Source organism: Actimicrobium sp. GrIS 1.19 (assembly GCF_035984655.1).
In the GTDB taxonomy this organism is placed as follows: Bacteria; Pseudomonadota; Gammaproteobacteria; order Burkholderiales; family Burkholderiaceae_D; genus Actimicrobium.
The window spans coordinates 41,541-68,294 of sequence record NZ_JAXCHT010000010.1; the positions used below are offsets into that span (position 1 = coordinate 41,541).

The 26,754-nt window shown below is 61.2% G+C and carries 28 protein-coding genes and 2 tRNA genes; 20 read left to right on the top strand and 10 right to left on the bottom strand.

Features of this window, described 5'->3' with window-relative positions; genetic code table 11:
• From RCH09_RS09160 to RCH09_RS09215, 12 genes are all read left to right on the top strand, one after another.
• Complete coding sequence (locus tag RCH09_RS09160) at positions 1-1,125, top strand: PAS domain-containing sensor histidine kinase (protein WP_326940771.1); 1,125 nt, start codon at positions 1-3, stop codon at positions 1,123-1,125.
• 19 nt (positions 1,126-1,144) lie between these two features.
• Complete coding sequence (locus RCH09_RS09165) at positions 1,145-1,789, top strand: response regulator transcription factor (protein ID WP_326940772.1); 645 nt, start codon at positions 1,145-1,147, stop codon at positions 1,787-1,789.
• A 632-nt stretch (positions 1,790-2,421) separates the two neighbouring features.
• A complete protein-coding gene (locus RCH09_RS09170; protein ID WP_326940842.1) occupies positions 2,422-3,231 on the top strand; it encodes a Crp/Fnr family transcriptional regulator in 810 nt (269 codons plus the stop codon).
• 322 nt (positions 3,232-3,553) lie between these two features.
• Positions 3,554-3,787, top strand: coding sequence for a hypothetical protein (locus tag RCH09_RS09175; RefSeq protein WP_326940773.1), 234 nt, complete (start codon positions 3,554-3,556; stop codon positions 3,785-3,787).
• A 185-nt stretch (positions 3,788-3,972) separates the two neighbouring features.
• The gene (locus tag RCH09_RS09180; RefSeq protein ID WP_326940774.1) at positions 3,973-5,250 is read left to right on the top strand and encodes a sensor histidine kinase; all 1,278 of its coding nucleotides are present in this window, start codon (positions 3,973-3,975) and stop codon (positions 5,248-5,250) included.
• Positions 5,251-5,267: 17 nt separating this feature from the next.
• Positions 5,268-6,020: a LytR/AlgR family response regulator transcription factor gene (locus RCH09_RS09185; RefSeq protein WP_326940775.1), complete on the top strand. Its 753-nt coding sequence runs from the start codon at positions 5,268-5,270 to the stop codon at positions 6,018-6,020.
• A gap of 72 nt (positions 6,021-6,092) precedes the next feature.
• Complete coding sequence (locus tag RCH09_RS09190) at positions 6,093-7,730, top strand: diguanylate cyclase domain-containing protein (RefSeq protein WP_326940776.1); 1,638 nt, start codon at positions 6,093-6,095, stop codon at positions 7,728-7,730.
• A 13-nt stretch (positions 7,731-7,743) separates the two neighbouring features.
• Positions 7,744-8,370, top strand: coding sequence for an arylformamidase (gene kynB / locus RCH09_RS09195; protein ID WP_326940777.1), 627 nt, complete (start codon positions 7,744-7,746; stop codon positions 8,368-8,370).
• On the top strand, positions 8,367-9,629 hold the full coding sequence (kynU, locus tag RCH09_RS09200; RefSeq protein WP_326940778.1) for a kynureninase: 1,263 nt from the start codon (positions 8,367-8,369) through the stop codon (positions 9,627-9,629). Before kynB ends, kynU begins: the two co-directional genes overlap by 4 nt.
• 10 nt (positions 9,630-9,639) lie before the next feature.
• Positions 9,640-10,482, top strand: coding sequence for a tryptophan 2,3-dioxygenase (gene kynA, locus RCH09_RS09205; RefSeq protein ID WP_326940779.1), 843 nt, complete (start codon positions 9,640-9,642; stop codon positions 10,480-10,482).
• 218 nt (positions 10,483-10,700) lie between these two features.
• The gene (locus RCH09_RS09210; RefSeq protein WP_326940780.1) at positions 10,701-11,300 is read left to right on the top strand and encodes a hypothetical protein; all 600 of its coding nucleotides are present in this window, start codon (positions 10,701-10,703) and stop codon (positions 11,298-11,300) included.
• Positions 11,301-11,310: 10 nt separating this feature from the next.
• On the top strand, positions 11,311-11,793 hold the full coding sequence (locus RCH09_RS09215; protein ID WP_326940781.1) for a hypothetical protein: 483 nt from the start codon (positions 11,311-11,313) through the stop codon (positions 11,791-11,793).
• A 215-nt stretch (positions 11,794-12,008) separates the two neighbouring features.
• Here RCH09_RS09215 and RCH09_RS09220 read toward each other — a convergent pair.
• The 3 genes from RCH09_RS09220 to gltX form a co-directional block, all read right to left on the bottom strand.
• Positions 12,009-12,084, bottom strand: a tRNA-Glu gene (locus RCH09_RS09220).
• A gap of 50 nt (positions 12,085-12,134) precedes the next feature.
• Positions 12,135-12,210: transfer RNA gene (locus RCH09_RS09225), tRNA-Ala, on the bottom strand.
• A 58-nt stretch (positions 12,211-12,268) separates the two neighbouring features.
• Positions 12,269-13,699: a glutamate--tRNA ligase gene (gene gltX / locus RCH09_RS09230; RefSeq protein ID WP_442785021.1), complete on the bottom strand. Its 1,431-nt coding sequence runs from the start codon at positions 13,697-13,699 to the stop codon at positions 12,269-12,271.
• Positions 13,700-13,808: 109 nt separating this feature from the next.
• On the opposite strand from gltX, the gene metG reads away from it, so the two are divergent.
• Positions 13,809-15,902 carry a methionine--tRNA ligase gene (gene metG / locus RCH09_RS09235; RefSeq protein ID WP_326940783.1) on the top strand — a complete coding sequence of 698 codons (2,094 nt, stop codon included), beginning with the start codon at positions 13,809-13,811 and terminating at the stop codon, positions 15,900-15,902.
• A gap of 9 nt (positions 15,903-15,911) precedes the next feature.
• Here the strand turns inward: metG and RCH09_RS09240 are convergent, their stop codons facing one another.
• Positions 15,912-16,478 carry a carboxymuconolactone decarboxylase family protein gene (locus tag RCH09_RS09240; RefSeq protein WP_326940784.1) on the bottom strand — a complete coding sequence of 189 codons (567 nt, stop codon included), beginning with the start codon at positions 16,476-16,478 and terminating at the stop codon, positions 15,912-15,914.
• An 83-nt stretch (positions 16,479-16,561) separates the two neighbouring features.
• Positions 16,562-16,876 carry a high-potential iron-sulfur protein gene (locus tag RCH09_RS09245; protein ID WP_326940785.1) on the bottom strand — a complete coding sequence of 105 codons (315 nt, stop codon included), beginning with the start codon at positions 16,874-16,876 and terminating at the stop codon, positions 16,562-16,564.
• A gap of 275 nt (positions 16,877-17,151) precedes the next feature.
• Here RCH09_RS09245 and RCH09_RS09250 point away from each other — a divergent pair, with 275 nt between their 5' ends.
• The 6 genes from RCH09_RS09250 (at position 17,152) to RCH09_RS09275 (ending at position 22,481) form a co-directional block, all read left to right on the top strand.
• The gene (locus tag RCH09_RS09250) at positions 17,152-18,825 is read left to right on the top strand and encodes a SulP family inorganic anion transporter (protein ID WP_326940786.1); all 1,674 of its coding nucleotides are present in this window, start codon (positions 17,152-17,154) and stop codon (positions 18,823-18,825) included.
• 66 nt (positions 18,826-18,891) lie between these two features.
• Positions 18,892-19,101 carry a DUF3460 family protein gene (locus RCH09_RS09255; protein ID WP_326940787.1) on the top strand — a complete coding sequence of 70 codons (210 nt, stop codon included), beginning with the start codon at positions 18,892-18,894 and terminating at the stop codon, positions 19,099-19,101.
• A gap of 2 nt (positions 19,102-19,103) precedes the next feature.
• Positions 19,104-19,961: a segregation and condensation protein A gene (locus RCH09_RS09260; RefSeq protein ID WP_326940788.1), complete on the top strand. Its 858-nt coding sequence runs from the start codon at positions 19,104-19,106 to the stop codon at positions 19,959-19,961.
• Between the two features lie 23 nt (positions 19,962-19,984).
• Positions 19,985-20,824, top strand: coding sequence for a pantoate--beta-alanine ligase (gene panC, locus RCH09_RS09265; protein ID WP_326940789.1), 840 nt, complete (start codon positions 19,985-19,987; stop codon positions 20,822-20,824).
• A 2-nt stretch (positions 20,825-20,826) separates the two neighbouring features.
• Positions 20,827-21,720, top strand: a complete 894-nt coding sequence (locus tag RCH09_RS09270) for a cobalamin-binding protein (protein ID WP_326940790.1) — start codon at positions 20,827-20,829, stop codon at positions 21,718-21,720.
• 11 nt (positions 21,721-21,731) lie between these two features.
• Entirely contained in the window at positions 21,732-22,481 is a 750-nt protein-coding gene (locus RCH09_RS09275; RefSeq protein WP_326940791.1) for a hypothetical protein, read from the top strand.
• A gap of 45 nt (positions 22,482-22,526) precedes the next feature.
• Here RCH09_RS09275 and RCH09_RS09280 read toward each other — a convergent pair whose 3' ends face one another.
• Positions 22,527-23,024: a cupin domain-containing protein gene (locus RCH09_RS09280; protein WP_326940792.1), complete on the bottom strand. Its 498-nt coding sequence runs from the start codon at positions 23,022-23,024 to the stop codon at positions 22,527-22,529.
• Positions 23,021-23,632 (bottom strand): ParA family protein, encoded by a 612-nt coding sequence (locus RCH09_RS09285; RefSeq protein ID WP_326940793.1) that lies wholly within the window; start codon positions 23,630-23,632, stop codon positions 23,021-23,023. The genes RCH09_RS09280 and RCH09_RS09285 overlap by 4 nt, the downstream gene beginning before the upstream one ends.
• 81 nt (positions 23,633-23,713) lie before the next feature.
• Here RCH09_RS09285 and RCH09_RS09290 point away from each other — a divergent pair, with 81 nt between their 5' ends.
• Positions 23,714-24,133 carry a PaaI family thioesterase gene (locus RCH09_RS09290; RefSeq protein WP_326940794.1) on the top strand — a complete coding sequence of 140 codons (420 nt, stop codon included), beginning with the start codon at positions 23,714-23,716 and terminating at the stop codon, positions 24,131-24,133.
• A gap of 17 nt (positions 24,134-24,150) precedes the next feature.
• Here RCH09_RS09290 and RCH09_RS09295 read toward each other — a convergent pair whose 3' ends face one another.
• The 3 genes from RCH09_RS09295 to RCH09_RS09305 all read right to left on the bottom strand — a co-directional run bounded on the left by RCH09_RS09295 (position 24,151) and on the right by RCH09_RS09305 (position 26,754).
• Positions 24,151-24,933, bottom strand: a complete 783-nt coding sequence (locus RCH09_RS09295; protein ID WP_326940795.1) for an EAL domain-containing protein — start codon at positions 24,931-24,933, stop codon at positions 24,151-24,153.
• 100 nt (positions 24,934-25,033) lie between these two features.
• Complete coding sequence (locus RCH09_RS09300) at positions 25,034-25,792, bottom strand: ABC transporter ATP-binding protein (protein ID WP_326940796.1); 759 nt, start codon at positions 25,790-25,792, stop codon at positions 25,034-25,036.
• Positions 25,789-26,754 (bottom strand): FecCD family ABC transporter permease, encoded by a 966-nt coding sequence (locus RCH09_RS09305; RefSeq protein WP_326940797.1) that lies wholly within the window; start codon positions 26,752-26,754, stop codon positions 25,789-25,791. The genes RCH09_RS09300 and RCH09_RS09305 overlap by 4 nt, the downstream gene beginning before the upstream one ends.

A 26,754-nucleotide genomic window follows, 5' to 3' on the forward strand; every position in this document is an offset into this window, starting at 1 on the left:
ATGCGCTACTACCCGCAAGACCAGCCCACCAGCGTCCCGGAATTCGTCTGCGCGGCAAGTCGTTTTCCGGCGGAACGGGTGGGGCCCTGGCTATCGGCGATCCTGCAGTCGTCGATGGACGGCGTCATCGTCATGGACGCGTCGCAGCGCGCCGTACTGGTCAATGCCGAGGCCGCGCGCCTGTTCGGTCACAGCGCGGCTGACCTGCTTGGGCAGCCGGTGGAACGCCTGCTGCCGGCGCGCCTGCGCGCCGAGCATCAGGCCGCGCTCGGGCGCCTGATGGTCCCGCGCCTGGCAGGCCGCCGCTTGCAGATCCGCTTTGACTCGACACGAATGCGTCAAAGCGGAGAGGAATTCCCGTTCGAAGCGTCGATATCCCGTGTCACGGTGCGCGGCGAAAAATTTTTTGCCATCATCCTGCGCGAGCTGTTCCTGCAACCCGCAAGCCACCACAAACTGCACACCGCCCATTCCGAATTCCGTCGTCGCGCCGCCTGTTCGCAGCGCGCCCATGAGGACGAGAAGCGGCGCTTCGCGCGGGTACTGTACGACGACCTGGGCCAGAGTCTGAGCGTGCTCAAGCTTGACATGGACTGGCTGCGCAACCAGCTGCAACCGGAACAAAACACAGCCGTGCGTTGCATCGCCCAGATGCAGGATGCACTCGACCGCATCATCGCCAGAACCAGGAGCATTGCCTCCACCCTCCGGCCACCCCTGCTGGATGATTTCGGCCTGGTCGCTGCAGTGCAATGGGTGGCCGATGAGTTTCAAAAAAAAACCGGTATTCGCTGCTGCTTCAAGAACCAGACACGCGGGGTCAATTTTGGCGACCTGACCGAGTCGGCGATTTTTCGCCTGGTCCAGGAGAGTCTCCTGAATGTCGAGCGTCATGCCGGCGCGTCTTGCGTCAGGATATTCCTGTGGCAACATGAAAAATCACTCGATGTCCTGATTCAGGACGACGGCGTTGGCATTGCCCACGGCAGCATCAGCAAGCCCGGATGTTATGGCCTGATCGCGATGCAGGAGCGTGTCTATGCGCTCGGCGGCTCGATCGGCATGACCAACATCGACGCACAAGGCATGGCAATCCATGCCTCGCTTCCGATCGACAGCCCGTAGCCCCTTACCCTTGCGACCCATGATCAGACTGGTAATTGCCGATGACCACACCATCATGCGTGAAGGACTCAAACGCATACTCGAAGGTAGTGACGATATTGAAGTGGTGGGAGAGGCCGTCGACGGTTTCGAAGTCCTCGCGCTGGTCCGCAAGGGTGGGTTCGACATGCTGATGCTCGACCTGTCGATGCCGGGGCGCAGCGGCGTCGAACTGATTCGGCAGATCAAGCACGAGTCGCCCCGGCTGCCGATTCTGATTCTGACCATGCACGAAGAGGAACAATATGCCATCCGTGCCATTCGCGCCGGCGCGCGCGGTTACCTGACCAAGGAAAGCGCCGGCACGCAGCTTTTGAGCGCGATTCGCAAGGTTGCCTCCGGCCGGCCCTACATCAGTACCAGTGTCGCCGAACAACTGGCGATGGATGCGATGCCCAACAATGAAGACTCGCCGCATAAAAAACTGTCGGACCGCGAATTCGAGGTGTTCGGCCTGCTGGTCAACGGAAAGACAATCACCGAAATCGCCGATCTGCTGCACCTGAGTGCGAAAACTGTCAGCACCCACAAGACCCGAATTCTGTTCAAGATGCACATGAATTCGCTGGCCGAACTGGTCCAGTACGCCGTCGCCCACAAACTGGTGGCGCCGTTCAGGATCTAGCACGGTCGGGCGCAAAACACCCCTTTGCAGGCGCGCGCCAGACGGCCACGACGCGTAGGAATTTTCCTAGTCAGCGACACCAACACCTACGTTTCTATTCAGCGCACACCGATAGCATTCGGCTTCGCCGCTTGCCATAATTTCAACTTGTAACAGACATTTACCAAATGTAGACCTTCCGGTTCACGCGGTAAAAGCGCCTTGGATATTTCGTTGCGACGCTCTTGAAGCAGTTGCAACCCAGTTGACACCCGTTTATTGGAAACAGAAAGAAACCGTGCCACGCCCACAGGGCATACAAGCCCTGGCGACAACGCGAAATACGTCAATGATGCCGTGCCCCTGTGTCAGCCCGGCCGTCGGTAAGTTTGGCGATATCAGGCTGACCCAGCGTCTCTCGCCGCCGCGCCGGAAAAAACCTCAGACAGGCATTCGCCCGTCTGCACACCGTGGCTTGTGATTTCCAGGAAATCACCAGGTTGCTTCGCGGACCTGTGTCACACCACGCCGACAGCACCACCTGTCGCACGAATGAAGTTCGCCTTAATTTGGAATAGGAGCTGGTTATGTTGTCCACGCAAATATCGACAGTCCGACCCGAACGACCCTCTTTTTCAGTACCGTCTTCACCAATTGAAACAGGATGGCAGCGACAGGGAAAACTTTGGTCCAACGTCAAGGAACTCTGCGAAGTCCTGCGCATGTCGCCAGCCTCGGCCTCGCTGATTGCTGATGAAGAGCTTCTGTTTCAACACGTACAATTCAAGACGGGGCAGCGGATACACACCATTGGGCAACCTTTCGACGCGCTGTATATCGTCCATTCCGGGTTCCTGAAAACCGTGCTGATCGACGAATTCGGCAACGAACAGGTACTCAGTTTCCCAATGAAAGGCGATCTCTTCGGCGTCGACGGTATTCATTCTCGCCGCTACGCTTCCGAGGCAGTGGCATTGTCGAATTGCGACCTGATCCTGCTGCCGTTCAAGAAACTGTCCGCCCTCGGCCGTATCCACATTGATTTCGAGCACGCAATCTACAGTGTGATGAGCCGCGAACTGGTACGTGAACAGTCAATGATCAGCATGCTTGGCGCACTCAGTGCCGAGGCGCGTGTCGCGCGCTTTCTCGTGTCACTGTCGGACCGGTATGCCGAAATGGGCTATTCCAGCAAACTGTTCAACCTGCGCATGACCCGACACGAAATTGGCAGCTACCTCGGATTAACACTTGAAACTGTCAGTCGCACACTATCGGCATTCAATGAGATCGGTTTGATCACCGTCGACCAACGTTCGATTGGCATCAAGGATCCGGAGGCGCTGAAAACACTCCGCAGGCTTCCTCCTTCAAGCGCCCGTGCCAAGCAGGTTGCCTCGCGCAAGGCAAAACAGTCAAACGACGTGAGGGCCGACGAACCAATGGCAGCGTCCCTCGCTTAAGGCACACGCTCCATCACCAGACGTCGCGTCGCCTGCCCGATGGATTGGGCCGGCGCCGTGAATTGCGGGCAATACGCTTTCACGTGGCTGCGCAGAACCCTGCGCAGGCGCGCATGCAGACCAGATCGCGACGTTTGCAGGCCAAGCGCCGCGCCATCTTCCGGACATAAACAGGCCGACAAGCGTCGGCGCCAATCCCCGTTCAACCTGCATTTTTGGACATCCATTCCTGTCGATGTGCGGCCTGTCGCACAGGCATGGCGAGTCAATGCCGTGATGTCTACAGTGTGATCATCGCAACGCACCTTTCAAAGGACGCCAAATGAACACGCTCACCACCCTGATTTTCGCCACGTTCGGCCTGTTGGCCGCCAACGCTGCTCTGGCAGCAGACCCTGCGCCAATAGCGCCGGTAGCGACGGAGCGGGTCATTGTGCTGCAACCCGTCATCGTCGTCGGCAAACGCCTCAGTCCGGTCGAAAAAACGCTGCTCGCCCGCAACGAGCGCATGGAGCACAAACCCGTTGCCGCTGGAAAAACCGGTGGTAAAGGTTAGGAACGGCCAGGCCTGCCTGACCGGGCGGCGGGTACGGAGCAGTACGCCATCAAACGCGTTTGCTCCGATGGCCGAAGCCGTTTCCTCGATATCGCTGGTGGTTGCCCCGCAACAGCGATTTTCAACGCCGCTTACACGTTAAACTATCCCCGATTCATCGAAGCATTACCCATACAAGCGAACCCATGACTTCCAATTTTCGTCCGACGGCCATCCAGTTCCTGACCACGCTGCCCGAGTCACTCAAGCGCGCGTTTGACGCAACCGCAACCTGGGTCACGCAACTTTCGTGGTGGAAGTTCTTCCTGTTCGCGATACTGATGCTGGCAGCCGGCGGCATCACGCAATCGATGCTGTTCTCGTCGTCGCACACCCGGGTTGTCTCCGACGACAGTGGCAGCCGGCACGCGCGCAACAAGTCGCGAGCGCTCGGCGACAACGATACCGAAGTCCAGATTGACCAGAGCGGCATTCACATACGGAAAAACAAATCCGGCAGCGTGCCCGCTCCGGACGAGGCAGATCCCGCGACGCCGACGCCGCCAACGCCGCCGGTGCCGGCGCCACCGCACCCGGTTACTCAGGGACCGACCGCGACGTTGAAAAATGACGAGGTGCACATCACCCTGCCACCGGGCGTGGGAAAGGAAGTGCAGGATGCGATCAGCGAAGCCGTCGACGACGCCGCCGCACAGAAGGTGGAAACCTACCGCGAAAAATCATCGGAATGGTTCATGAATTTCGTCCTGCTGCTGGTGCTCGGCTTGTTTGGCACCAAGGCGCTGGTGGGTGGCAAGAAGCGCGCCGAGGCCGAAGCCGCGGCGGCCAACACGATTGCCGAACGGGAGGCAATGCAGCGCCAGGTCACCGAGGCAAAAATGCAGATGATGCAGGCGCAGGTCGAGCCGCACTTTCTGTTCAACACGCTGGCCTCGGTGGAATACCTGATCGAAACCGATCCGCCACGCGCGTCGAGGATGCAGCGCAGCCTGATCCAGTATTTGCGCGCTGTGCTGCCGCAAATGCGCGAAAACGCACCAATCACCAACCTGGGTCGCGAAGTCGACATGGTGCGGGCCTATCTCGACCTGCTCAAGATGCGCATGGAAGAACGCCTGATCGTCGATTGCCGGATTCCCGATGGCCTGCGCAGCGCCGCCTTTCCGCCGATGATGTTGCAATCGCTGGTCGAGAATGCCATCAAGCACGGCCTTGAGTGCAAGCCGGAAGGCGGCAGCCTGACCTTGTCTGCCGAAATCGCCGACAACAAGCTGCGCGTCACCGTCGCCGACACCGGCATGGGCTTTGGTGCGGTGCCCAGCGACGGCACCGGACTCGGCTTGCAAAATATTCGCGAACGGCTCAAGCTGCTGCACGGTGGCGCTGGTGAGCTGATCATCGCCCCCAACAAGCCCAGCGGCGTGCTGGCAACCATTGAAGTCCCTTATCAACTTGCCCGCTAACCTGAAAAGACCCGCTGATGCCCACTGCGATCCTGGCCGACGATGAACGACTGATGCGTGACCAGCTGCGCCTGCGGCTGCAAGAGGCCTGGCCCGAACTGGACATCATCGGCGAGGCAAAAAATGGCGAGGAAGCCATTGCCCTGGTGCAGGCGCACCGGCCCGACTTCACGTTTCTCGATATTCGCATGCCGGGCAAGAATGGTCTTGATGCCGCACAAGCCATTGGCAACAGCAGCCATATTGTCTTTATTACCGCCTACGACCAGTACGCGGTCGAGGCCTTCGAGCGCGGCGCAGTCGATTACCTGCTCAAGCCGGCCGAGACGGAACGCCTGCGCTTGACGGTCGAACGCCTGAAAGCCCGCATCAGCACCCCGCCGCCGGAACTCGGCGGTATGCTGGCGCAACTTGCCAAGCAGATGGGACTGGCCGTAAAGCCAGCCTGGCTGCAATGGATCCAGGCCTCGATCGGCCAGGAGCTGCGTCTGATTCCGGTCGAAGAAATCCTGTTCTTTCAGTCCGATGAAAAGTACACCCGGGTGCAAACCGCGCGCTATGAAGCACTGATTCGCAAGCCGGTACGCGATCTTGCCGTCGAACTCGATCCGGAACTGTTCTGGCAAATCCATCGTTCGACGCTGGTCAATGTGCATGCGATCGACGGGGTTGCGCGCGACCTGCGTGGTCGCCATCTGGTACTGATCAAAGGGCAACCGGATAAACTGGAAGTCAGCCGCAGTTTTGTGCATCTGTTCAAGCAAATGTGATGGTAAGGTGCCAATGACTGCGCGGCTCAACGACGCAGAAACGTTCCGACCACACGCACGAGACCAACAGGCATGCGCTTTCCGTTTATTTCCAACCTCAAGACCCGCGTCGCGCTGACCGTCAGCATTCTCATCCTGCTCACCACGGTGCTGGCAGCGACGATGACGCTGGTGCTGGTCGGACCGCACATCACTGCATTGCCGACCGGCGAACTTTCCGGTCTCGCGCTGGCGACGCTGGTCGCGGCGCTGCTCCTGGCGGGCCTGTTCGGCACGCTGGCCTGGCGAACGATTCACCATCAGATCGCCCCGCTCCAGCTGCTGCTGCAACGCATGCAACGCGACAGTACGGGTGCCGCCGCGCAGTCCCAGGGTGGCGACGAAATCGGCAACCTGTCGCGCGCCTTCGACGTGTTGCTGCAGGAGCGCATGTCGGCCGACCATCGTTATCAATCCAGCCAGGCGCGGCTGCGACTGATTGCCGACAACATCCCGGCGCTGGTTGCGTATGTCGATGCAGGAGAGCAAGTCGTCTTTGCCAATCGCCGCTATGAACAAGCCTACGGGGTCGCCCCCGAACATCTTGGCAAGCTCAATGTGAAGGCGCTGCTGGGCGACGATGTCTACGCCCAAAGTGCGCCCTATATCGCAGAAGCGCTGGGGGGCCAGGCCACCAATTTCGAACGGCTCGTCACGCACGGCGGCCAGGTGCGCTGGGAACGCGTGAGTTACGTGCCGGAGCGGGCTGACGACGGCAGCGTCGCCGGATTTATTTCCCTGGCCGAAGACATCACTGAACTCAAGCGCGCCCAGCACACGTTCGCCCGCAGCGAAATGCGGCTGCGCATGATCACCGACAACATGCCGGCGCTGATCGCGTATATCGACACCGAGCAGCGCTACCGTTTCTGCAACGACTATTACGAGACCATCCTCCACCTGCCGTCCGACCAGGTGCTCGGCCAGACAGTGCGACACGTCATGGGCGAAGCCGCGTATGCGGAGGCGGCCGGTTACATCGAACTGGTGCTGCGTGGCGAACGGGTCAGTTTTGAGCAACAGACCAGCGGACCGGCCGGACGGTATTTTCTGCACGATTATTTGCCCGATCTGGATGCCGGCGGCGCCGTCACCGGATTTTATTCAATGGTGCAGGACATCACCAAACTCAAGCAGGTGGAAAACCAGCTGCGCATCCTGGCCCGCTTCGACAATCTGACCGGCCTGCCCAACCGCAACCAGTTCGATGAAAAACTCGCCGCCGCGATGGCGCGCAGCCGCCGCAGCAAGCAGGTGATGGCGCTGATGTTCCTCGACATCGATCACTTCAAGAGCATCAACGACACCCTGGGTCATCAGGGCGGTGATGAAGTGCTGCGCGAATTTGGCCGCCGTCTGCTGGCATCGGTGCGCAAGACCGACACGGTGTCGCGGCTGGCCGGTGACGAATTCGTGATCATTCTTGAGGGGCTGCACCTGCCCGAGGAGAGCGCCACCGTCGCCGCCAAGATCATCGACGCGATGGCGACGGACTTCGACATCCTCGGCATCCGGCGCAAGGTCAGCACCAGCATCGGCATCGCGCTGGGTCACGACAACGAAAACGACGGTGCCGCGCTGCTGCGGCGCGCCGATGAAGCGCTGTACGAAGCCAAGGCGGCGGGTCGCAACATGTTCCGCACTGCGCCCGGCTCGCACACCGTCAGCTGATGCGAGCGCCACGATGACAGCACCAACATTGTGGGACATCAGTCCGGCCCTGTCGGCCGATACGCCGGTCTGGCCGGGTGACACCGACTTCCAGGCTGCGACGACGTGGGAGATTGCCGACGGCTGCCCGGTCAAGGTCAGCCGCATTACGCTGTCGACCCACACCGGCGCCCACCGCGACGCCCCGTCGCATTACGATGCCGCTGGCGCTGCGATCGACGCGGTGGCGCTGGATGTATATCTCGGACCATGCCGGGTGATCAGCTGCCTCGGCGTAACCGTGGTGCAGCCGCAGCATGTGCGGCATGCGCTCGACGGCGTGCCGGCAAGGGTACTGCTGCACACCTATGCAACGGCGCCGCAGCAGCACTGGGATGCCGCGTTTCCGAGCGTCGCCAGCGACACCATCAATCTGCTTGCTGCCCATGGCGTGCAACTGATCGGCATCGATTCACCGTCGCTCGATCCGCAGGAATCCAAGACCCTCGACGCGCACCACGCGGTGCGCACACACCGGATGGCCATCCTCGAAGGCATCGTCCTCGACGATGTGCCCGATGGCGACTATGAACTGATTGCGCTGCCGCTGAAACTGACCGGCCTCGATGCCAGCCCGGTGCGCGCGATCCTCCGAAAATGACCGAAACCATGATGCCAAGAAGTGCCGCCGCAGCACTCGACCAGAGCGACCCGCTGGCCGCGTTGCGCGATGAATTTGCCTTGCCTGACGGCGTGATCTACCTCGATGGCAACTCGCTCGGCGCACGCCCGCAGGCCGCTGCCGCGCGCGCGGCGCAGGTCATTGCGCAGGAATGGGGCGACGGTCTGGTGCGCAGCTGGAACAAGGCCGGCTGGTTCGAGATGCCCACCCGCCTCGGCGACCTGCTGGCGCCGCTGATTGGGGCGGGCGCCGACGAGGTGGTGGTGACCGATACCACCTCGATGAATTTGTTCAAGGCGCTGGCAGGTGCATTGCACATCCAGGCACAGCGTCCGGCCAGCGCTGCGCGCCGCATCATTGTCAGCGAGCGCAGCAATTTTCCAACCGACCTGTATATCGCCGAAGGGCTGGCCAGCTGGCTGGATCGCGGCTATCAATTGCGCCTGATCGACAGCCCCGACCAGCTCGACGCCGCCATCGATTCCGATACCGCCGTCGTCATGCTTACCCATGTCAACTACCGCAGCGGCAGTCTGCATGACATGGCGACCATCAATCGGATCGCACACCAGCGCGGCGCCCTGACCGTGTGGGATCTGGCGCATTCGGTGGGCGCCTTGCCGATCCACCTGCAACGTGACGACTGCGACTTTGCCGTCGGCTGCACCTACAAATATCTTAATGGCGGGCCCGGCGCGCCAGCCTTCATCTGGCTCGCGCCGCGCCATCAGGCCGACTTCGCGCAGCCGCTGACAGGCTGGTGGGGACATGCGGCGCCGTTTGCAATGGCGCCCGGCTTTGTTCCCGTCGACGGCATCCGGCGCGCCTTGTGCGGCACCCAGCCGATGGTCTCGCTGGCGCTGGTGGAGTGCGGTCTGAACGTGTTCGCCAAAACCTCCATGGGTGCGATCCGCACCAAATCGCTGGCGCTGACCGACCTGTTCATCGCGCTGGTCGAAGCACGCTGCGCCGCCCATCCGCTACGCCTTGTCACACCGCGCGAACATGCGCGCCGCGGCAGTCATGTCAGCTTCGAACATCCGCACGGCTACCCGGTCATGCAAGCACTGATTGCCCGTGGCGTAATCGGTGACTATCGCGAACCGCACATCATGCGCTTTGGCTTCACGCCGCTGTACACCCGCTTTGTCGATGTCTGGGATGCCGTTGCCATCCTGGCCGACCTGCTGGATCGACAAGCCTATGACCTCACCGGCGCGCGCGACGCCGTCACCTGATAGCGATGCCATGACAACTGAAAACGATGCACCCAAATCCTGGCACGGTGCGCAACTCGACTTTGCCGAATCGATGAGCTACGGCGACTATCTGGCGCTCGACCAGATCCTGTCGGCGCAGCATCCGCGCTCGCCCAATCACAATGAAATGCTGTTCATCATCCAGCATCAGACCAGCGAACTGTGGATGAAGCTGATGCTGCACGAACTGCATGGCGTGCGCGACCACCTGCACCGGGGCGAGCTGCCACCGGCCTTCAAGATGCTGGCGCGGGTGGCGCGCATCATGGATCAACTGGTCCATGCATGGGATGTGCTGGCGACGATGACGCCGCCGGAATACACCGCGATCCGGCCGTTCCTGGGCAACTCGTCGGGCTTTCAGTCGCATCAGTATCGCGAAGTCGAATTCATCCTGGGGAACAAGAACGCCACGCTGCTGAAGGTGCACGAAAGCCTTCCGGTGGCCCACGCCGCCCTCGATGCCGCGTTGCGCACCCCCTCGATTTACGACGAAGCGATCCTGTTGATGGCGCGCAGCGGACTGGCCATCGATACCGCACGACTAACGCGCGACTGGACCCTGCCGACGCAAGCCGACGATTCCGTCAAGCGCGCCTGGCTGGGCGTCTATCGCGATCCGGCTGCGCATTGGGCACTGTATGAACTGGCCGAAAAGCTGGTCGATCTGGAAACCGCGTTTCGTTTCTGGCGCTTCCGCCATGTCACGACGGTCGAGCGGATCATCGGTTTCAAGACCGGCACTGGCGGCACCGCCGGGGTGAGTTATCTGCGCAAGATGCTGGATGTGGTGCTGTTTCCGGAACTGTTTGCGTTGCGCACGGATTTGTAGCCCGCGTCGGCGCAACGATGCATTCTTGAAATTGTGTGGAACCGGAGGGCTACAAAAAGTTACCTAGTAGTCTCTCAATTACCCTCGGTTCTTACATGATCCCCTCGCTTGCCCAACGATGTTCACCGTTTAGTCTTTTGAGACCTTGTGGACGTAATGCGAACGTCATCGACACATCAAACCCACCTGCCGAGGCCCCGACCCCATACCAGGCAGAGTTGACGCCCCCAGTCCGAAGCGCGCGCGATCGCGCCAAGCGGGAGCAATTCGACAGCAAGAAGTCCGACGCCGACAATGGAAAATCAGAGAGTCCCGTGCCATCCGCCGCCCCCGACGAACTCGGAATCGTTCGGGATTCGTCGCAAGACCTGCGCTTGGGATTCCTGAACGATAACCATGAGAACTACGGCCTGCGGTCATTTCGCTACGCGCTTGCCGCTCGCCTCGATGAGATCTACGCGGCGCATCAGGTGCGGACGAATCCCGATGTTCCACGCGCCGACACCCCACAGCTTGCGCGGATAAAAACAGGCGCCAGCCTGATTCCGTTGCCCTTCGCAGGGGCCGCTGTCGGCGCGGTGGCCGGCATGGTCGGCGCGACGGTTGACCAATCGAACACCAATAAAGCGATACGGTTTCTCGAAAACTTTCCGTCAAAAGAAGGATTCATGACGCTTGTCGATAGCGCCGTCGTCGCTGCGCTGAACGATCCGGCATTCCGGTTTTCGTTGATGGCGGATGCGCCGGCGATATCACCACTCGCTCGACCGACCGACCCGCTCTGGTCACAAAAAAGCACTCAGTTTTCCGCAAATTAAGGAAAGGGGGGTGCGTGCCGGACTGCTTCCGGCGCAGGTCACTTATTCGCGGCAGGAAGAGCAAGCGAGACTGGCAGCCGAACATATTTTGTCCGCGCTGACCAGGCGTGACATCGAGCCGTCGTTGCTGACGGCGGTCAATCAGTGTCGTTACCACAATGACAATTCAGCATTGGTGACATGGATGTCGCACGTATTGATTGCGCCAGCACAACTACCTTCGAGCAAAGCCGGGTCAGATATATCCGCGATGAGCCCGGCAGGGGTGCAGGCCAATGAGCCGCTCTCCCCGCGGACAGCGATATTGGCATCGGCGCTGAGCAAGGGGACGAACCCGGAGACGGTGGCGCTGATATCAAAGATGCTTGAGGCCACTACAAATTTGAATGCGATTGCGGTACGGACACGCGAACTGGAAATCGAGAATGCCAATCTGAGGGCAAGGTTGTCCGTGTACGAAGAAAGGGATTTGATGGCAAAGCAGCCCGGATAGCTTGCGCAACAGCTGAATTCTGCAGCGAAAAAAAACGCCACGTGAATCACGTGGCGTTTTTAAATTGGCGTCCCCAAGGGGATTCGCCCACGTTCCGCGGGCCGCGGTTCGCCTTGCAAGGCCAACCCTTCGCATCCCCTGCGCGCGCAGTGCGCGCGACCCCTTGATGCACAGGCGAAAAAAAACGCCACGTGATTCACGTGGCGTTTTTAAATTGGCGTCCCCAAGGGGATTCGAACCCCTGTACTCACCGTGAAAGGGTGATGTCCTAGGCCTCTAGACGATGGGGACAGAAACTGTCCATACTGACCTGACTTACTTCTGCGCGTCCTGCGTTTTAATGGTGGAGGTAAACGGGATCGAACCGATGACCTCTTGCATGCCATGCAAGCGCTCTCCCAGCTGAGCTATACCCCCAGCGCAGAACCGAAATTATAGCCGAATGTTTCCGCCTGTGTAAATCCTATTCTGGAAATTAATCAAGGAAGCGGGCCAATCGCTGCTGTACCGTTGTTGCGCCGAACAGGGTGATCACTGCATCAATGGCTGGCGTCTGCAATTGGCCGGTCAGCAACAACCGCAACGGCATCGCCAGTTGCGGCATTTTCAGCTGATGCTGGACCAGAACTTCCTTGATCATCGCGCTGATGGCGGCTTTGTCCCAGCTGACATCGGTGCAGCGCGCGGCAAAGTCGGCCAGCGCCGGCCTGACTGCCTCGGTCAGATGCTGGATCAGCAAGGCAGCATCCAGCTCCGGCTGACGATAAAACAGCAGCGTCGCGGCAGCCAGTTCATTGATCGTGTGGGCGCGTTCCTTCATCAGTGCAATCGCGTCGGGCAACGGCGGTGCGCCTTCGAACTGCGCGCCGCCTTCCAGCATCAGTGGCTTCGCGAGTTCGGCCAGGGCAACGTTGTCGGCCAGCTTGATGTAGTGGTTGTTGATCCACGCCAGCTTCTCGGGATTGAACTGCGCCGGCGACTTCGACAGGTGATCGAGGTCGAACCAGGCGATGAACTGCGCCATCGAAAAGATCTCTTCGTCACCATGGCTCCAGCCCAGGCGCGCCAGGTAGTTCAGCATCGCGTCGCGCAGATAGCCCTGGGCCGGATATTCCATGACGCTGACGGCGCCATGTCGTTTCGACAGCTTTTCGCCGTCAGGACCCAGGATCATCGGCAGATGGCCGTATTCCGGCAGTGTCGCGCCGAGTGCATTGAGGATGTTGATCTGGCGCGGCGTGTTGTTGACATGATCATCACCACGAATCACGTGCGTGATCTGCATGTCCCAGTCGTCCACGGCGACGCAGAAATTATAGGTCGGCGTGCCATCCGGACGCGCAATGACCAAATCGTCCATCTCGCGGTTGCCAATGGTGATCGCGCCCTTGACCAGATCGACCCAGCTGACTTCGCCATCGAGCGGATTGCGAAAGCGCACCACGGGTTGACGATCCGCCGGTACGGGCGGCAGCGTCTTGCCGGGCTCCGGCCGCCACGTACCGTCATAGCGCGGTTTGTCGCCCACGGCGCGTTGCCGCTCGCGCATGGCCTCGACTTCGTCCGGTGACGCATAACAGTGATAGGCGGTGCCGGCAGCCAGCATTTGCGCGATCACTTCACGATAGCGATCCATCCGCTGCATCTGGTAGAACGGACCTTCGTCATGCGCCAGTCCGAGCCACGCCATGCCATCAAGGATCGCCTGCACCGCTTCGGGCGTGGAACGCTCCAGGTCAGTGTCTTCGATGCGCAGAATGAAGGTGCCGCCAAAATGACGGGCATAGGCCCAGGCAAACAGCGCGGTACGGGCGCCGCCGAGGTGGAGATAACCGGTTGGACTGGGGGCAAAACGGGTGCGAACAATCATGGCGAGCTGGACCGGCGCCGGATGGCGACGCCGCATTGAAGTAAAGGCCCATTTTACCGCGTCACCCGGTCGCGGCAACTCAGGGACGGGAAATGGCGCGGCACTGCTAGAATCACGTCTTTACTCAAAACCCATTGCATCATTCATGAGCACCCTCTCGCCTCGCCAGTTATTCGTCACCACCGCACTGCCCTACGCCAATGCCGCCTTCCATATCGGCCACATCATGGAGTACATCCAGGCCGATATCTGGGTGCGCTTTCAACGCATGCAGGGCAATGAAGTGCATTTTGTGTGCGCCGACGATGCGCATGGCGCGCCGATCATGATCGCGGCCGAAAACGCCAAAGTCACGCCGCAGGAATTCGTCGCCCGCATTGCGGCCGGACGCAAGCAGCACCTGGATGGCTTTCATATTGGTTTTGACAACTGGCATTCGACCGATGGCGCGGAAAACCATGCGCTCTCCAAAGAGATCTACCGCAAGCTGCGCGACGATGCACAACTGATCACCACCAAGACCATCGAGCAGTTTTTCGACCCGGTCAAGCAAATGTTCCTGGCCGACCGCTACATCAAGGGCGAATGTCCGAAGTGCGGCGCCAAGGACCAGTATGGCGATTCCTGCGAAGTCTGCGGCGCCGTGTATGCACCCACCGACCTGATCAATCCGTATTCCGCGTTGTCCGGCGCGGTGCCGGTGATGAAGTCGTCGGAACACTTTTTCTTCAAGCTGTCGGATCACAAATGCGTTGAATTCCTGCGCGAGTGGGCCTTCACCGCAGGACGGCTGCAACCCGAAGTCGCCAACAAGGCGCGCGAATGGCTCGAAGGCAAAGATGGCAAGGAAAGCGGCATGGGCGACTGGGACATCAGCCGCGACGCACCGTACTTCGGCATCGAGATCCCCGATGCGCCAGGCAAATATTTCTATGTCTGGCTGGACGCGCCAATCGGTTACCTGGCCTCGCTGAAAAATTATTTCGACAAGACCGGACGCGACTTCGACGCCTTCATGGCCGATCCGACCACCGAGCAATACCATTTCATCGGCAAGGACATCACCTATTTCCACACGCTGTTCTGGCCTGCGATGCTGCACTTCGCCGGACGCAAGGTGCCCAACAATGTGTTTGTGCACGGCTTCATCACGGTCAGCGGCGAGAAAATGTCCAAGTCGCGCGGCACCGGCATTTCGCCATTGCGCTATCTGGATATCGGCATGAATCCGGAATGGCTGCGCTATTACATCGCCGCCAAGCTCAGCGCCAAGGTCGAGGATCTGGACTTCAATCCGGATGACTTCATCGCCCGCGTCAACAGTGATTTGATTGGTAAGTTCGTCAACATCGCCAGCCGCTCGGCCGGATTCATCGCCAAGCGCTTCGATGGCCGCGTCGTGACCGACTGGGCGACCAGCTCCGATACCTTCCTGTTCAACCTGCGCGACGCCGGCACCGAAATTCATGCGCTGTACGAAGGTCGCGAATTCGGCAAGGCGCTGCGCCTGATCATGGAACAGGCCGATCGGGTCAATGCCTACGTCGATGCCAACAAGCCTTGGGAACTGGCGAAAAACCCCGACAACGACGCGCGCCTGCAGGAAGTCTGCAGCCGCCTGCTGGAAGCCTTCCGGATTCTGACGCTGTACCTGAAACCGGTCTTGCCAGCGCTGGCCGGGCAGGTTGAAGCGATGCTGGCGATTGCACCGTTGCAGTGGTCGGACATCGACATCGCCCTGCCGCATCAGCATCAGGTCAAGCCGTTCGCGCACCTGATGCAGCGGGTTGAGCCAAAAATGCTGGATGCGCTATTCGACGCACCCGCACCGGCCGCGGCCGCAACCGAGGCGCCCGTCCTGGTGGCGCCAGCGGCGCAGCACATCGCGCCACTGGCCGACGAAATCAAGATCGACGACTTCGCCAGGGTTGATTTGCGCATTGCGCGCATCGTCAATTGCGAGCATGTCGACGGCTCCGACAAGCTGCTGCGGCTGACGCTGGATGTCGGCGAAGGTCGCTTGCGCAATGTGTTCTCGGGCATCAAATCGATGTACCAACCCGACGACCTGATTGGCAAGCTGACGCTGATGGTCGCCAATCTGGCGCCACGCAAAATGAAGTTCGGCATTTCGGAGGGCATGGTGCTGGCCGCATCGGCCACCGACGAGAAGGCCACGCCGGGGATCTACATTCTCACCCCATGGCCCGGCGCCGAGCCGGGCATGCGGGTCGGTTGATCGGTCCGATCAATCCCGCTCCGGCACCGGCACATTGAAGCCGTTGAGGGTGGTCGAGACCATCGCGTACAGGCCAACCAGATAGATCAGCTCGTTGGTGCCGTGCTGGCCGAAGGTCGCCACCGCCAGGCGATACACCGGTTCCGGCAGGGTGCCGCCGCGGCTTAATGCGTAGGCCAGGTCGAAGGCAATGCTTTCTTCCTTCGACAAGTCGTTCGGCTTGAGGTCTGCCACCAGCGTGGCGAGCCGTTCGGGCGACATGCCTTCGTGCTCGGCCACGGCAATGTGGGCGTAAATCTCGTAGGCGGCGTCATAGCGCGCGCCCACGACCAGAATTGCAATCTGCCGCACGTTGTCCGGCAAGGTGGCATTGGCCGTCATGGCCAGAGTCAGGTCCCAGATCGCCGCACCGATGGCCGGCTCGTGCAGCCACGGATTCCACGGCCCCATCAGGGCGCCATCGGCGCGCTCGACCTTGAAGGTGTTGAAATTGCTGGCAATGCCCTTGCGCATCGCGTCGTACAACGGCTTTTGTTCCGGCGTCAGATCGGCCGGGGCAATCAGTGGCAGGCGCATGCGAAATCCTTTCGCTTATAAAAAAAATGACCCGGCTTGACGAAGGATTTCCGCCAACCGGGTCAGTCCCGCACAGGGTTCGATCAGGCAGCTTTTTTCGCCCAGGCCACACACCAGCCCTTGCCGTTGACCTGCTTGCCGCCCATGGCGCCGCAAGGCGCCCAGGCATCGGTGACTTTGCCTTGATACAACTGGCAGCCGTTGCACACCCGACCGGCAACATACGCCGGGTATTTCTTGGCATCCACCTTGGTGGCATCGTGCTTGTAGCCCAGAGCAACGGCAGTCGGATCGGTTTCTTCGATGTGTCCGGCCTGGGCAAATGCGGCGCGCGAGCCGGTCAGTACAATTGCCGCGGCGGGGATGGTTTGGAGAATGAAATGGCGACGTGAGGTCATGAGTTGGCTTTCCAGAAAGTGAAGGGAGGACGTGCACTTGAACTGCGGTGATTGCACGATCTGCCATGTGCTTAACGCGATCATACGATTTTTGACCTTTCCTTGTCATGCGGCAGATCACACAATCCAGACTTGCGACGAACAGGGCGAATTCCCGTTTTGGCGACAAACGCACGGATTGCGTGACATCTGCTTGAGTCGCCCCGCACCCCGAGTGCACAATAAAGCCGTTGATCGCAGCAACCCGCGCTGCGCCACCCGGACCGATACCCGCCATGTCCCAGCCGCGCTTCAGCTTCCGCCCCGCCCTGCTCGACACCCTCGCCAACTATGACAAAAAGCAGCTCACCAGCGACATCGTCGCCGGCCTGACCGTCGGCGTCGTCGCATTGCCGCTGGCGATGGCGTTTGCGATAGCCAGCGGCATGAAGCCCGAAGCCGGCCTGTTTACCGCCATCATCGCCGGCTTTCTGATCTCGGCACTGGGCGGATCGCGGGTGCAGATCGGCGGCCCGGCCGGCGCGTTCATTGTCGTGGTCTACGACATCATCGAAAAATACGGCGTGGCCAATCTGCTCATTGCCACCAGTCTTGCCGGGATCCTGCTGTTTGCGATGGGGTTGACCCGGCTGGGCAGCCTGATCCGGTATATCCCGCTGCCGATCGTGATCGGCTTCACCAATGGCATTGCGGTGTTGATTGCGGTGTCGCAGCTGAAGGATTTTTTCGGCATACCGATTGCCAAAATGCCGGGTGATTTTTTCGCACAGATTCATCTTCTGGTGACCAATGCCGCTCACGCCGACTGGCGCAGCATGCTGGTTGCGGCACTGTCATTGCTGTTCCTGGTGGTCTGGGCCCGCACGGTGCAACCCGCCATGAAAGGCAGCGGTCGCTGGGCCCGTCTGTGCAGCATCCTGCCGGGCAGCGTGCTGGTGCTGATCATGGCGACACTGGCCAGCTGGCTGCTGGCGCTGCCCATCGACACCATCGGCACGCGCTTTGGCGGCGTGCCGCAGGGCCTGCCGGGCTTCGTGCTGCCGGACTTCAGCTGGAAGCTGGTCAAGCAACTGTTCGCTCCGACCCTGACCATCGCGCTGCTGTGCGCCATCGAATCGCTGTTGTGCGCGCGCATTGCCGACAATCTGATCGATGACCGCCATGACCCGAACCAGGAGCTCATGGCACAGGGCATTGCCAACTTCATCACACCGTTTTTTGGCGGCATGCCCGCCACCGGCACCATCGCCCGCACCGTCACCAACGTGCGCAGTGGCGGCCGTTCGCCGGTGGCCGGCATCGCCCACGCCCTGTTGCTGCTGGCGGTGGTGCTGTTTGCAGCGCCGCTGGCGCACGACGTGCCGCTCGCAGCACTCGCCGCGATCCTGATGTTCATGGCCTGGAACATGGGCGAATGGCATGAGTTCGTCCGTTTGCGCCATCTGTCGACGCTGTACCGCATCCAGATGCTGGCGACCTTCTTCCTCACAGTCGTCATTGACCTGACCACCGCAGTCGAAGTCGGCCTGCTGCTGGCCTGCGTGTTTTTTGTCTATCGCATTTCCAGCCTGACCCACATCGAAGCCATTGATTCGACCAGCCTGAGCCAGCCGCTGCCGGCGGGCGTGGCGGCGTATTCGATTTATGGGTCGCTGTTTTTTGGCGCGGTCGACAAGCTGGAACGGCTGCTGGACGCGAAATCGGGCAGCGACAAGGTGCTGATCCTGGCGCTGCACCAGCTGATCAGCCTCGACAGTACCGGCCTCGATGCGCTCGACGCCCTGCGCCGCACGCTGGAACGGCACGGTGCGCAATTGCTGCTGTGCGGCCCCAACCGGCAACCGCGCGAACTGATGACGCGCACCGGCTTTCTGACCCGGCTGGGCGAAAACAACTGTCTCGACAACCTGCCGGCTGCGCTCGAACGCGCCAGTATTTTTGCGGTTTGATGGGGTGGACAAGGTAAAATGCGCTCTGATTTGACCCCTTCGCATATCCAAACCGACGAGCGCCCCATGAAATTCAGCAAGCAATTCCAGCGCTACGAGTCCGAGATCACGCTGTTCATCAAAGACCTGAAGAAGAAAAACCCCGAGCTTGAAGAGCAACAGCGCGCCGGTCGCGCACTGCTGTGGGACAAGGCACCGCGTGACCTGGATAGCCAGGAGCGCACGCTCGACGCGACCGTCGCGCAACAACCTTACGTGTACCAGAACAAGCTCTAACCATGGCGGCAGTGCAGGCTTCGGATACGCTGCAGGGCGCCCGCGACGGGTTGTCCGATGCGACGCCGACGGTGGTGGACGGCGTCGGTTTTGCGCGGCTGTATGGCGAGCCGCTGTTCAAGCTGCCCAACGACCTGTATATCCCGCCCGATGCGCTGGAGGTCTTCCTCGAAGCGTTCGAAGGGCCGCTGGATCTGCTGCTGTACCTGATTCGCAAGCAAAACTTCAACATCCTCGATATCCCGATGGCGCAAGTCACGCGCCAGTATCTCGACTATGTCGAACAGATCCGCGTACATAACCTGGAGCTGGCCGCCGAATATCTGCTGATGGCGGCGATGCTCATCGAAATCAAGTCGCGCATGCTGCTGCCAGTGCGCCGCGCCGATACCGGCGAGGAAGCTGGCGACCCGCGCGCCGAGCTGGTGCGCAGGCTGCTCGAATACGAACAAATGAAGCTGGCAGCCTGGCAGCTTGACGCGGTGCCGCAGCTCGGCCGCGATTATGTGCGCACGCAGATTTTCATCGAGCAGAGCGTGGTGCCGCGCTGGCCTGAAGTCAACGCCAACGATTTGCAGGCGGCCTGGGCCGATGTGATCAAGCGCGCCAAATTGACCGAACACCATCGCATCAGCCGCGAAGAACTGTCGGTGCGCGAGCACATGACCGCCATCCTGCGCCGCCTGCAACATGCCCGTTTCGTCGAGTTCGCCGACCTGTTCGATCCGGCCCGCGGCGTGCCGGTCCTGGTGGTCAATTTCGTCGCCTTGCTCGAACTGGCCAAGGAGACCCTGATCGAGATCACCCAGGCCGAGCCCTTCGCGCCGATCTACGTCCGGCTGGCCTATTCGCCACACTGAATCCCTTCCTTGCAAAGTCCCTCATGAAAATCATTTCCTCGATCGACGATCTGCGCGACCAGTTGCGCGGACAGCTACGCACCGCCTTTGTCCCCACCATGGGAAACCTGCACGATGGCCACCTGTCGCTGATGCGGCTGGCGAAAAAACACGGCGACCCGATCGTGGCCTCGATCTTCGTCAACCGCCTGCAATTCGGTCCGAACGAAGACTTCGACAAATATCCCCGCACCTTTGCCGCCGATGTCGAGAAGCTGGAAAAGGAAGGCGTGTATGTGCTGTTTGCGCCAACCGAAAAGGATTTGTACCCGGAGCAGCAGGAGTTTCGCGTGCAGCCACCGGAAAATCTCGGCAATACGCTGGAGGGCGAATTCCGTCCGGGATTCTTTACCGGCGTGACCACCGTCGTGCTCAAGCTGTTCTCGTGCGTGCAACCGAGCGTGTCGGTGTTTGGCAAGAAGGATTATCAGCAGCTGATGATCGTGCGGAACATGTGCCGCCAGTTCGCGCTGCCGACCGAGATCATCGCTGCCGAGACGTTCCGGGCCGACGATGGCTTGGCGCTGTCGTCGCGCAACATGTACCTGTCGCCGCAAGAACGCGCCGAAGCGCCGCGGCTGGCGCAGGTGCTCAATGCGGTGGCGGCGGAAGTGCGCGCCGGTCATCTGGACGTGTCGATGCTCGAACAGAAGGCGATGACCGAGCTGGCGGCGCATGGCTGGCAGCCCGACTACATCTCGATCCGCCGCCGTGCCGACCTGCAGCCGCCGAGTGCCGGCGACCTGCACCGCGGCGAGCTGCTGGTGGTATTGGCCGCGGCCAGGCTGGGTGTCACACGCCTGATCGACAATCTCGAAATTTGATCATGCTGCGACATCTGGCCGTGCTGGGTTGCTGGTTCGTGAGCTGCGCAGCTGGCGCCGCTCCGGTCACGGTGCTGGACGATGCCAGCCGCCCCGTCACACTGGCAGCGCCCGCCAAGCGCATCATCAGCCTGGCGCCGCATGCAACCGAATTGCTGTTTGCCGCCGGCGCCGGGCCGAAGATTGTCGGCGTCAGTGCCTACAGCAATTTCCCCGCCGCGGCCGCCAACATCGCTTCAGTTGGCGGCGCTGGCGCGGTCGATATCGAACGCATCGTGACACTCAAGCCAGACCTTGTGGTGGCCTGGGGCAGCGGCAATTCAGCGCTGCAGCTTGGCCGCCTGCGTGCCCTGCATATTCCGGTGTTCGAAAGCGAACCCGGCAGCTATGAAGCGATTGCCTCCTCGCTGGAACGGCTCGGCCAACTGGCCGGGACCGCGGCGATTGGCGATGCCGCTGCGGCGGCCTTCCGGCAGCGCCTGCAAGCCCTCACCGCAAGCTATACACATCGGCCGACGGTGCGCGTGTTTTATCAGATCTGGGGCGCGCCGCTGATGACACTCAACCGCAGTCACATCATCTCCAGCGCGGTGCGGCTGTGCGGCGGTGAAAACATTTTCGCGCGCCTGCCGCAGATCGCCCCGGTGGTCAGCGCCGAGGCCGTGTTGCAGGAAAATCCCGAAGTCATTGTGACCGGCGGCGGCGACAATGATGCTGCTGCGCTCAACGCATGGCGGCGCTTTCCGGGCCTGCTGGCGGTGCAGCGCAACAACCTGTTTGTCATCAATGGCGACTGGCTCGCACGCGCCGGGCCGCGCATTCTGGACGGCACCGAGCAGCTGTGTCGGGACCTTGACGGCGCGCGTGAAAAACGTCCCCCAACAACACCGTCTTAAGGACACCACCGATGCTGATCCTGCTTTTTTTGTTGCTGGTGCTGGTCAGTCTGGCTGCGTGGATCTGGCTGACCGAACGCATCTGGCGCATCAGCCCGGTCGGTGCCGGCGCATCGTTCATTTTTGCCATTCCCGCGCTGTATTTTTGCTACGCACACTGGAACGATCCGAAAGCGGGCCTGCGACTGCCTGCCATCGTCAACATCGTACTGACCGTGCTGGTGATGCTGGTCGGCGTCAAGGTGGGCAGTGCCGAGCTGGATCGGTTCATGTACGGCGACGACATCGCCCGGCAAAAGAACCCGCAACTGCGCACCAGCCAGCCCGATGGTGAGATGACGGCGTGGTGTCGCACCAAACACCAGGCGGCCTACGATCATGAATTGGGGACCTGCGTTGAGCGCGGCAAGGACGATGCCGAAACACAGCAATCGCGCCAGACCACGCTCGACAACCTGACGGCATGGTTCAAGCAGAATGGGCTCGACGGCGAGTTCGATCAGACCCCGACCAAGGCCGCTGATGCATTGCTGGCCGGGCGCGAGATTTCCGGTGTTGCGGCGTTCAATCTGTATCCGTTGTCGATGGAACAGAAACCGGTGTCGCTGCTGATCTGCGTATCTCCCGCCGCTTGCATCGATCACCAGCGCAGCGCCGCCGGGGCGATGCTGCGCAACGCCAATTTGCTGCTTGTCACGCAAGCCGACGATGCACGCACGCGCCAGTTGCAGGCGGTCTTCGCGCGCTACCGTCCTGGCTGAATGGCAAGCGACCGGGTGAAGCGATCCGGGCCGCGTCAACGATGCTTACGGTTCGCCGTCCCAATAGTCGAGCCCGGCGCCGCGCCGGTGTAACTGGTCGAAGGTGCGCTCTCCGGACGGACCGGCCGACGCCAGAAACTTGTCGGAATCGGGATACTCGCAAATTTCCGGCTGCTCGCGCGTACCGATCGACAGATATTTCAGCGGCGCGTCGGAGGTGTTGATGATCTGGTGCGGATACTGCGGGCCGGGCGGGATGAAGATCACGTCACCGCTGCGCAACGGCAGCATTTCGCCGGCCACACGCAGCGTGCCGCAGCCTTCCAGAATGACGAACATTTCTTCTTGCGCGTGATGGAAATGGTAGGGACAGGTTATTTTTCCCGGCGCAACGACATCGACGCTGGCGCTGAGTTTTTCAGCGGCCGTGCCGGGCGCCAGGCGCGTTCCGACCGAGTCATACAAAGGCGGCCGCACAAAGTGCTGCTGTTCGGGCTGATCGACGTTGCGAATGAGCCGCTGCGCCAATTCTGCGGCGGTCATGACTCCACCCACTGCAGAATCGGGTCCCATTGCAGCAGATCGCGTTCGACCCTTGAGGGCGCCACATCCCACAACGTAGTGCCATGCGCTGCCAGCTGGACATAGTTCTGCGTGTCACGCAGCGTTCCCAGTACCGGCAGACCCAGGCCGCTGACGTAATGTGCCAGTTGCTCGGCGGCGCGGGTACGCGCATTGACACGCATGCCGAACACGCCGACCGGCACGCGCGGCTGCTGTGACGCCAGTTTTTGCAGGAACGCCTGCGTGGCGAGGATATCGAACATGGACGCCTGCAGCGGCACCACCACCTTGTCGGCAATGCGCATGACTTCGTCAAAGCGTCCGCCGTGAAGGCCGGCCGGGGTGTCGAGCACGATATGGGTGGTGCCCTTGGGTGGCTTGGCCAGCTTGCCGCGCTCGATCTGCCAGGATGAAATCGGTGGCAATCCGGCCGGACGCAGCGCCAGCCAGGATAGCGACGACTGCTGCGGATCGGCGTCACCCAGCATGACATGGTGACCGCGTGAAGCAAAATAGCCAGCGAGGTTGGTGGCAAAGGTACTTTTGCCAACGCCGCCTTTGGGATTGGCGACAATGATGACGGGCATGGGATTCCCTTCTTGTGCGGATTCAGGCACCGGTGGCTTTCATGCAAGAATAGCACGACCTTTTTTAGCAATGGAACCATGATGAACACGTTACCGAGCAGCCCCGCCGAATTCAATGCGTTTCAAAAAGGCTCGTTGCCTGGCTTCCTTGGCGTCGAGATTGATCGCATCGATGCGACCGGGGTGCATGCCCGGCTGGCGATCGAACCGCACCATCACGCGCCCAACGGTTACCTGCATGCCGCCACCGTGGTGATGCTGGCCGATACCTGCTGCGGCTATGGCTGCATCGCACGCTTACCGGAAGGCGCAAAAGGATTCACTACGATTGAACTGAAGAGTAATCACCTTGGCACGGCGACCTCGGGCGTGATCAGCTGCGTGGCGACGCCAGCGCATCTCGGCCGCAATACGCACGTGTGGGATGCCACCGTCAGTGGACCGGACGGCAAGGTGATTGCCTTGTTCCGGTGTACCCAGATGGTGCTGTGGCCGCGCTGACCGTCGGCGTGACCGGCTCAGTCAGCCAGATCCCAGTTTGTCACCTGCGGCAGTGACTCGAACCCCGGCCGGGCGAAATAGTAGCCCTGCATCAGGCTGATGCCGTTCTGCTTGAACCAGCGTGCTTCGGCGGCAGTTTCAACGCCCTCGGCGATGACCTCGATGCCCAGCAGGCGGGTCGTCACCAGAATGCCGGCAACCACCGCCTGCTTGACCGGATTGGCGTCGATGTCGCGCACCAGCTTGATATCGATCTTGATCAGGGATGGCTGAAAGTCCGTGAGCAGGCCGAGTCCCGCATAGCCTGCGCCAAAGTCATCGATGGCGGTGGCAAAGCCGCGATCGCGGTAGTAGCGGAAGATCGCCAACAACTTTTCCGGCTCGCGCATCTGCTCGCCTTCGGTGACTTCGAAGATGATTTTGTCGAGCGGAAAATTGGCCGCTTCCGCAGCCGCGATCGTGGTGCGAATACACAGCTCTGGCTGATACACCGCGTTCGGCAGGAAGTTGATGGAAATCCGGGCGGTCATTCCCAGACTCTGCGCCAGCAGAATGCTCTTGATGCGACAGCCTTGATCAAATTGGTAGCGATTGTCGTCATTCACACGCGCAAGAACTTCTGCCGCGCCTTCGCCATTCGGGCCGCGTACCAGCGCCTCATAGGCGTAGATGCTGCGTGCGTTGACATCGACGATAGGTTGAAATGCAAACGTGAATTCAAAGTCCAGCGCGGCCTTGCAGACAGCGCAACCAGGCTCGGGGTAGGTGCTCGACAACACCTCAATAATTTTCGTATGCACGGAAAGCGCTCTGTTTACTGTGTGGAAGTGAATGCATCCTAACACTTGTTTTTTCCTGCTCCAAACGAACGCCGCTCGGACAGGGGCAAAAAAGAAGCCCTTAGCCGGCTACGAAGCTGCGCAGGCCGTCGCCTTGCAGCATCCTGAAGGCACAGCCAAATGCCGCCTGCAGTACAGCCGGTGTCAGGATGGCGTCAACCGGGCCGCTCCAGCTGCGCTGCTCTGACAACACCAGTGCATGGGTAGCGAAACGCGCGGCGAGATTGATGTCATGGCAGCTCATGACCACCGCATGGTCAGATGCCAGCACGCGAATCTGGCGCAGCATGGTCAGCTGGTGCGCCACATCCTGATGCGCGGCAGGTTCATCGAGCAACAGAATATCGGGCGCCTGCGCCAGCAACGCCGCCAGCGCGACACGCTGGCGCTCGCCGCCGGACAGGTGCAGCACATCGCTGTCGGCACGCGCATCGAGGTCAACGCTGGCCAGCGCCGCCCGTGCCGCTGCAATGTCGGCGTCGCTGTCCCAGCCGCGGCCAACGCGGTACGGCGTGCGCCCGATCAACACTGTCTGCAGCACCGAAATGGAAAAGGCATCGACCTGTTGCTGCGGCATCAGTCCGCGCCGGCGTGCCAGTGCCGCTGGCGTGATCGCGGCTAGTGCCGCGCCATCGATCGAGACGGTACCCGCCGCGGGAGGTAACAGCCCCGCCAGCGTGCGCATGAGCGTGGTTTTGCCGACGCCATTGCGACCCAGCACGCACCAGAATTCGCCGCTGCGAATTTCCCAGTCCAAGGCGGCAATCAAGGTGCGCTGGCCAACCGCAATGCGCAACTTGTCGGTGCGAAGTAGCGTCATGTGCGGCCCCGTCCGAGCAACCACAGAAACACCGGCACACCGATCAGCGCGGTGATGACGCCGACCGGCAGCTGCACCGGCGCCACCACGGTGCGCGCCAACAGATCCGCCAGCGTCAAGGCAATCCCGCCACCCAACGCACAGGCCGGCAGCAGCAGTCGCTGATCATTGCCAAACAGCAGCCGCAGCGCGTGCGGCACCACCAACCCGACAAATCCAATGGTCCCGGCCACCGCGACCGCCGTGGCGGTGGCGATCGATGCCACCACCAGCGTGGCGATGCGCAAGCGCACCACCGGCACACCGAGCAACTGCGCTGCGGCGTCGCCGTGCGCCAGCACATTCAGGCGCGCGGCGTTAGCGCCGGCCCACCACACTGCCAGCACCAGCACGACACAGGCCGGGCCATACAGCAGGGTATTGTCGAGATCACCCATCAACCAGAAAATCATGCCGCGCAAGCTGGCGTCGGGCGCGATGCTGAGCATGAGCGTCATGCAGGCGCCAAACCCGGCGGCGATCATCACGCCTGTCAGGATCAAACGCACTCCCGAGTCGGCCGAATGCACTTGCAACATGCTGCCACGGGCCAGCCCGAACAGCAGCACAGTTGCCAGCAAGGCGCCCAGTCCGGCGCCAAGATGGGTCGACCAGGCCGCCAGCGCCACCGGCGCCAGCAGCATGGCGACCATTGCGCCGGTGGCGGCCCCGCCCGAGACGCCGAGCACATACGGATCAGCCAATGGATTGCGCAACAGCACCTGCATCAGCGCACCGGCCAAGGCCAGCAAGCCACCCACCGCAAACGCCGACAGCGCACGCGGCAGCCGCAGCGCCCACAACAGATCCGCGCTGCCGCTGAAACAGCCGCTGCTGCCACAGGCGATCGCGGCGGCCAGCGCCAGCACGCCGAGCGCAGTCAGCACCAGCCATACCAATACCGCGCGGCGTGCAACGGTCAT

What these genes read in the sequence shown, in the direction of transcription:
- RCH09_RS09185 (WP_326940775.1), top strand. Translation starts at nt 5,268, where the DNA reads ATGCCCACTGCGATCCTGGCCGACGATGAACGACTGATGCGTGACCAG.
- kynU (WP_326940778.1), top strand. Translation starts at nt 8,367, where the DNA reads ATGACCGAAACCATGATGCCAAGAAGTGCCGCCGCAGCACTCGACCAG.
- RCH09_RS09305 (WP_326940797.1), bottom strand. Translation starts at nt 26,754, where the DNA reads ATGACCGTTGCACGCCGCGCGGTATTGGTATGGCTGGTGCTGACTGCG.
- kynA (WP_326940779.1), top strand. Translation starts at nt 9,640, where the DNA reads ATGACAACTGAAAACGATGCACCCAAATCCTGGCACGGTGCGCAACTC.
- RCH09_RS09270 (WP_326940790.1), top strand. Translation starts at nt 20,827, where the DNA reads ATGCTGCGACATCTGGCCGTGCTGGGTTGCTGGTTCGTGAGCTGCGCA.
- RCH09_RS09275 (WP_326940791.1), top strand. Translation starts at nt 21,732, where the DNA reads ATGCTGATCCTGCTTTTTTTGTTGCTGGTGCTGGTCAGTCTGGCTGCG.
- kynB (WP_326940777.1), top strand. Translation starts at nt 7,744, where the DNA reads ATGACAGCACCAACATTGTGGGACATCAGTCCGGCCCTGTCGGCCGAT.
- RCH09_RS09285 (WP_326940793.1), bottom strand. Translation starts at nt 23,632, where the DNA reads ATGCCCGTCATCATTGTCGCCAATCCCAAAGGCGGCGTTGGCAAAAGT.
- metG (WP_326940783.1), top strand. Translation starts at nt 13,809, where the DNA reads ATGAGCACCCTCTCGCCTCGCCAGTTATTCGTCACCACCGCACTGCCC.
- RCH09_RS09175 (WP_326940773.1), top strand. Translation starts at nt 3,554, where the DNA reads ATGAACACGCTCACCACCCTGATTTTCGCCACGTTCGGCCTGTTGGCC.
- RCH09_RS09165 (WP_326940772.1), top strand. Translation starts at nt 1,145, where the DNA reads ATGATCAGACTGGTAATTGCCGATGACCACACCATCATGCGTGAAGGA.
- panC (WP_326940789.1), top strand. Translation starts at nt 19,985, where the DNA reads ATGAAAATCATTTCCTCGATCGACGATCTGCGCGACCAGTTGCGCGGA.
- RCH09_RS09260 (WP_326940788.1), top strand. Translation starts at nt 19,104, where the DNA reads ATGGCGGCAGTGCAGGCTTCGGATACGCTGCAGGGCGCCCGCGACGGG.
- RCH09_RS09290 (WP_326940794.1), top strand. Translation starts at nt 23,714, where the DNA reads ATGAACACGTTACCGAGCAGCCCCGCCGAATTCAATGCGTTTCAAAAA.
- RCH09_RS09190 (WP_326940776.1), top strand. Translation starts at nt 6,093, where the DNA reads ATGCGCTTTCCGTTTATTTCCAACCTCAAGACCCGCGTCGCGCTGACC.
- RCH09_RS09250 (WP_326940786.1), top strand. Translation starts at nt 17,152, where the DNA reads ATGTCCCAGCCGCGCTTCAGCTTCCGCCCCGCCCTGCTCGACACCCTC.
- RCH09_RS09160 (WP_326940771.1), top strand. Translation starts at nt 1, where the DNA reads ATGCGCTACTACCCGCAAGACCAGCCCACCAGCGTCCCGGAATTCGTC.
- RCH09_RS09240 (WP_326940784.1), bottom strand. Translation starts at nt 16,478, where the DNA reads ATGCGCCTGCCACTGATTGCCCCGGCCGATCTGACGCCGGAACAAAAG.
- gltX (WP_442785021.1), bottom strand. Translation starts at nt 13,699, where the DNA reads ATGCGGCGTCGCCATCCGGCGCCGGTCCAGCTCGCCATGATTGTTCGC.
- RCH09_RS09300 (WP_326940796.1), bottom strand. Translation starts at nt 25,792, where the DNA reads ATGACGCTACTTCGCACCGACAAGTTGCGCATTGCGGTTGGCCAGCGC.
- RCH09_RS09245 (WP_326940785.1), bottom strand. Translation starts at nt 16,876, where the DNA reads ATGACCTCACGTCGCCATTTCATTCTCCAAACCATCCCCGCCGCGGCA.
- RCH09_RS09180 (WP_326940774.1), top strand. Translation starts at nt 3,973, where the DNA reads ATGACTTCCAATTTTCGTCCGACGGCCATCCAGTTCCTGACCACGCTG.
- RCH09_RS09255 (WP_326940787.1), top strand. Translation starts at nt 18,892, where the DNA reads ATGAAATTCAGCAAGCAATTCCAGCGCTACGAGTCCGAGATCACGCTG.
- RCH09_RS09280 (WP_326940792.1), bottom strand. Translation starts at nt 23,024, where the DNA reads ATGACCGCCGCAGAATTGGCGCAGCGGCTCATTCGCAACGTCGATCAG.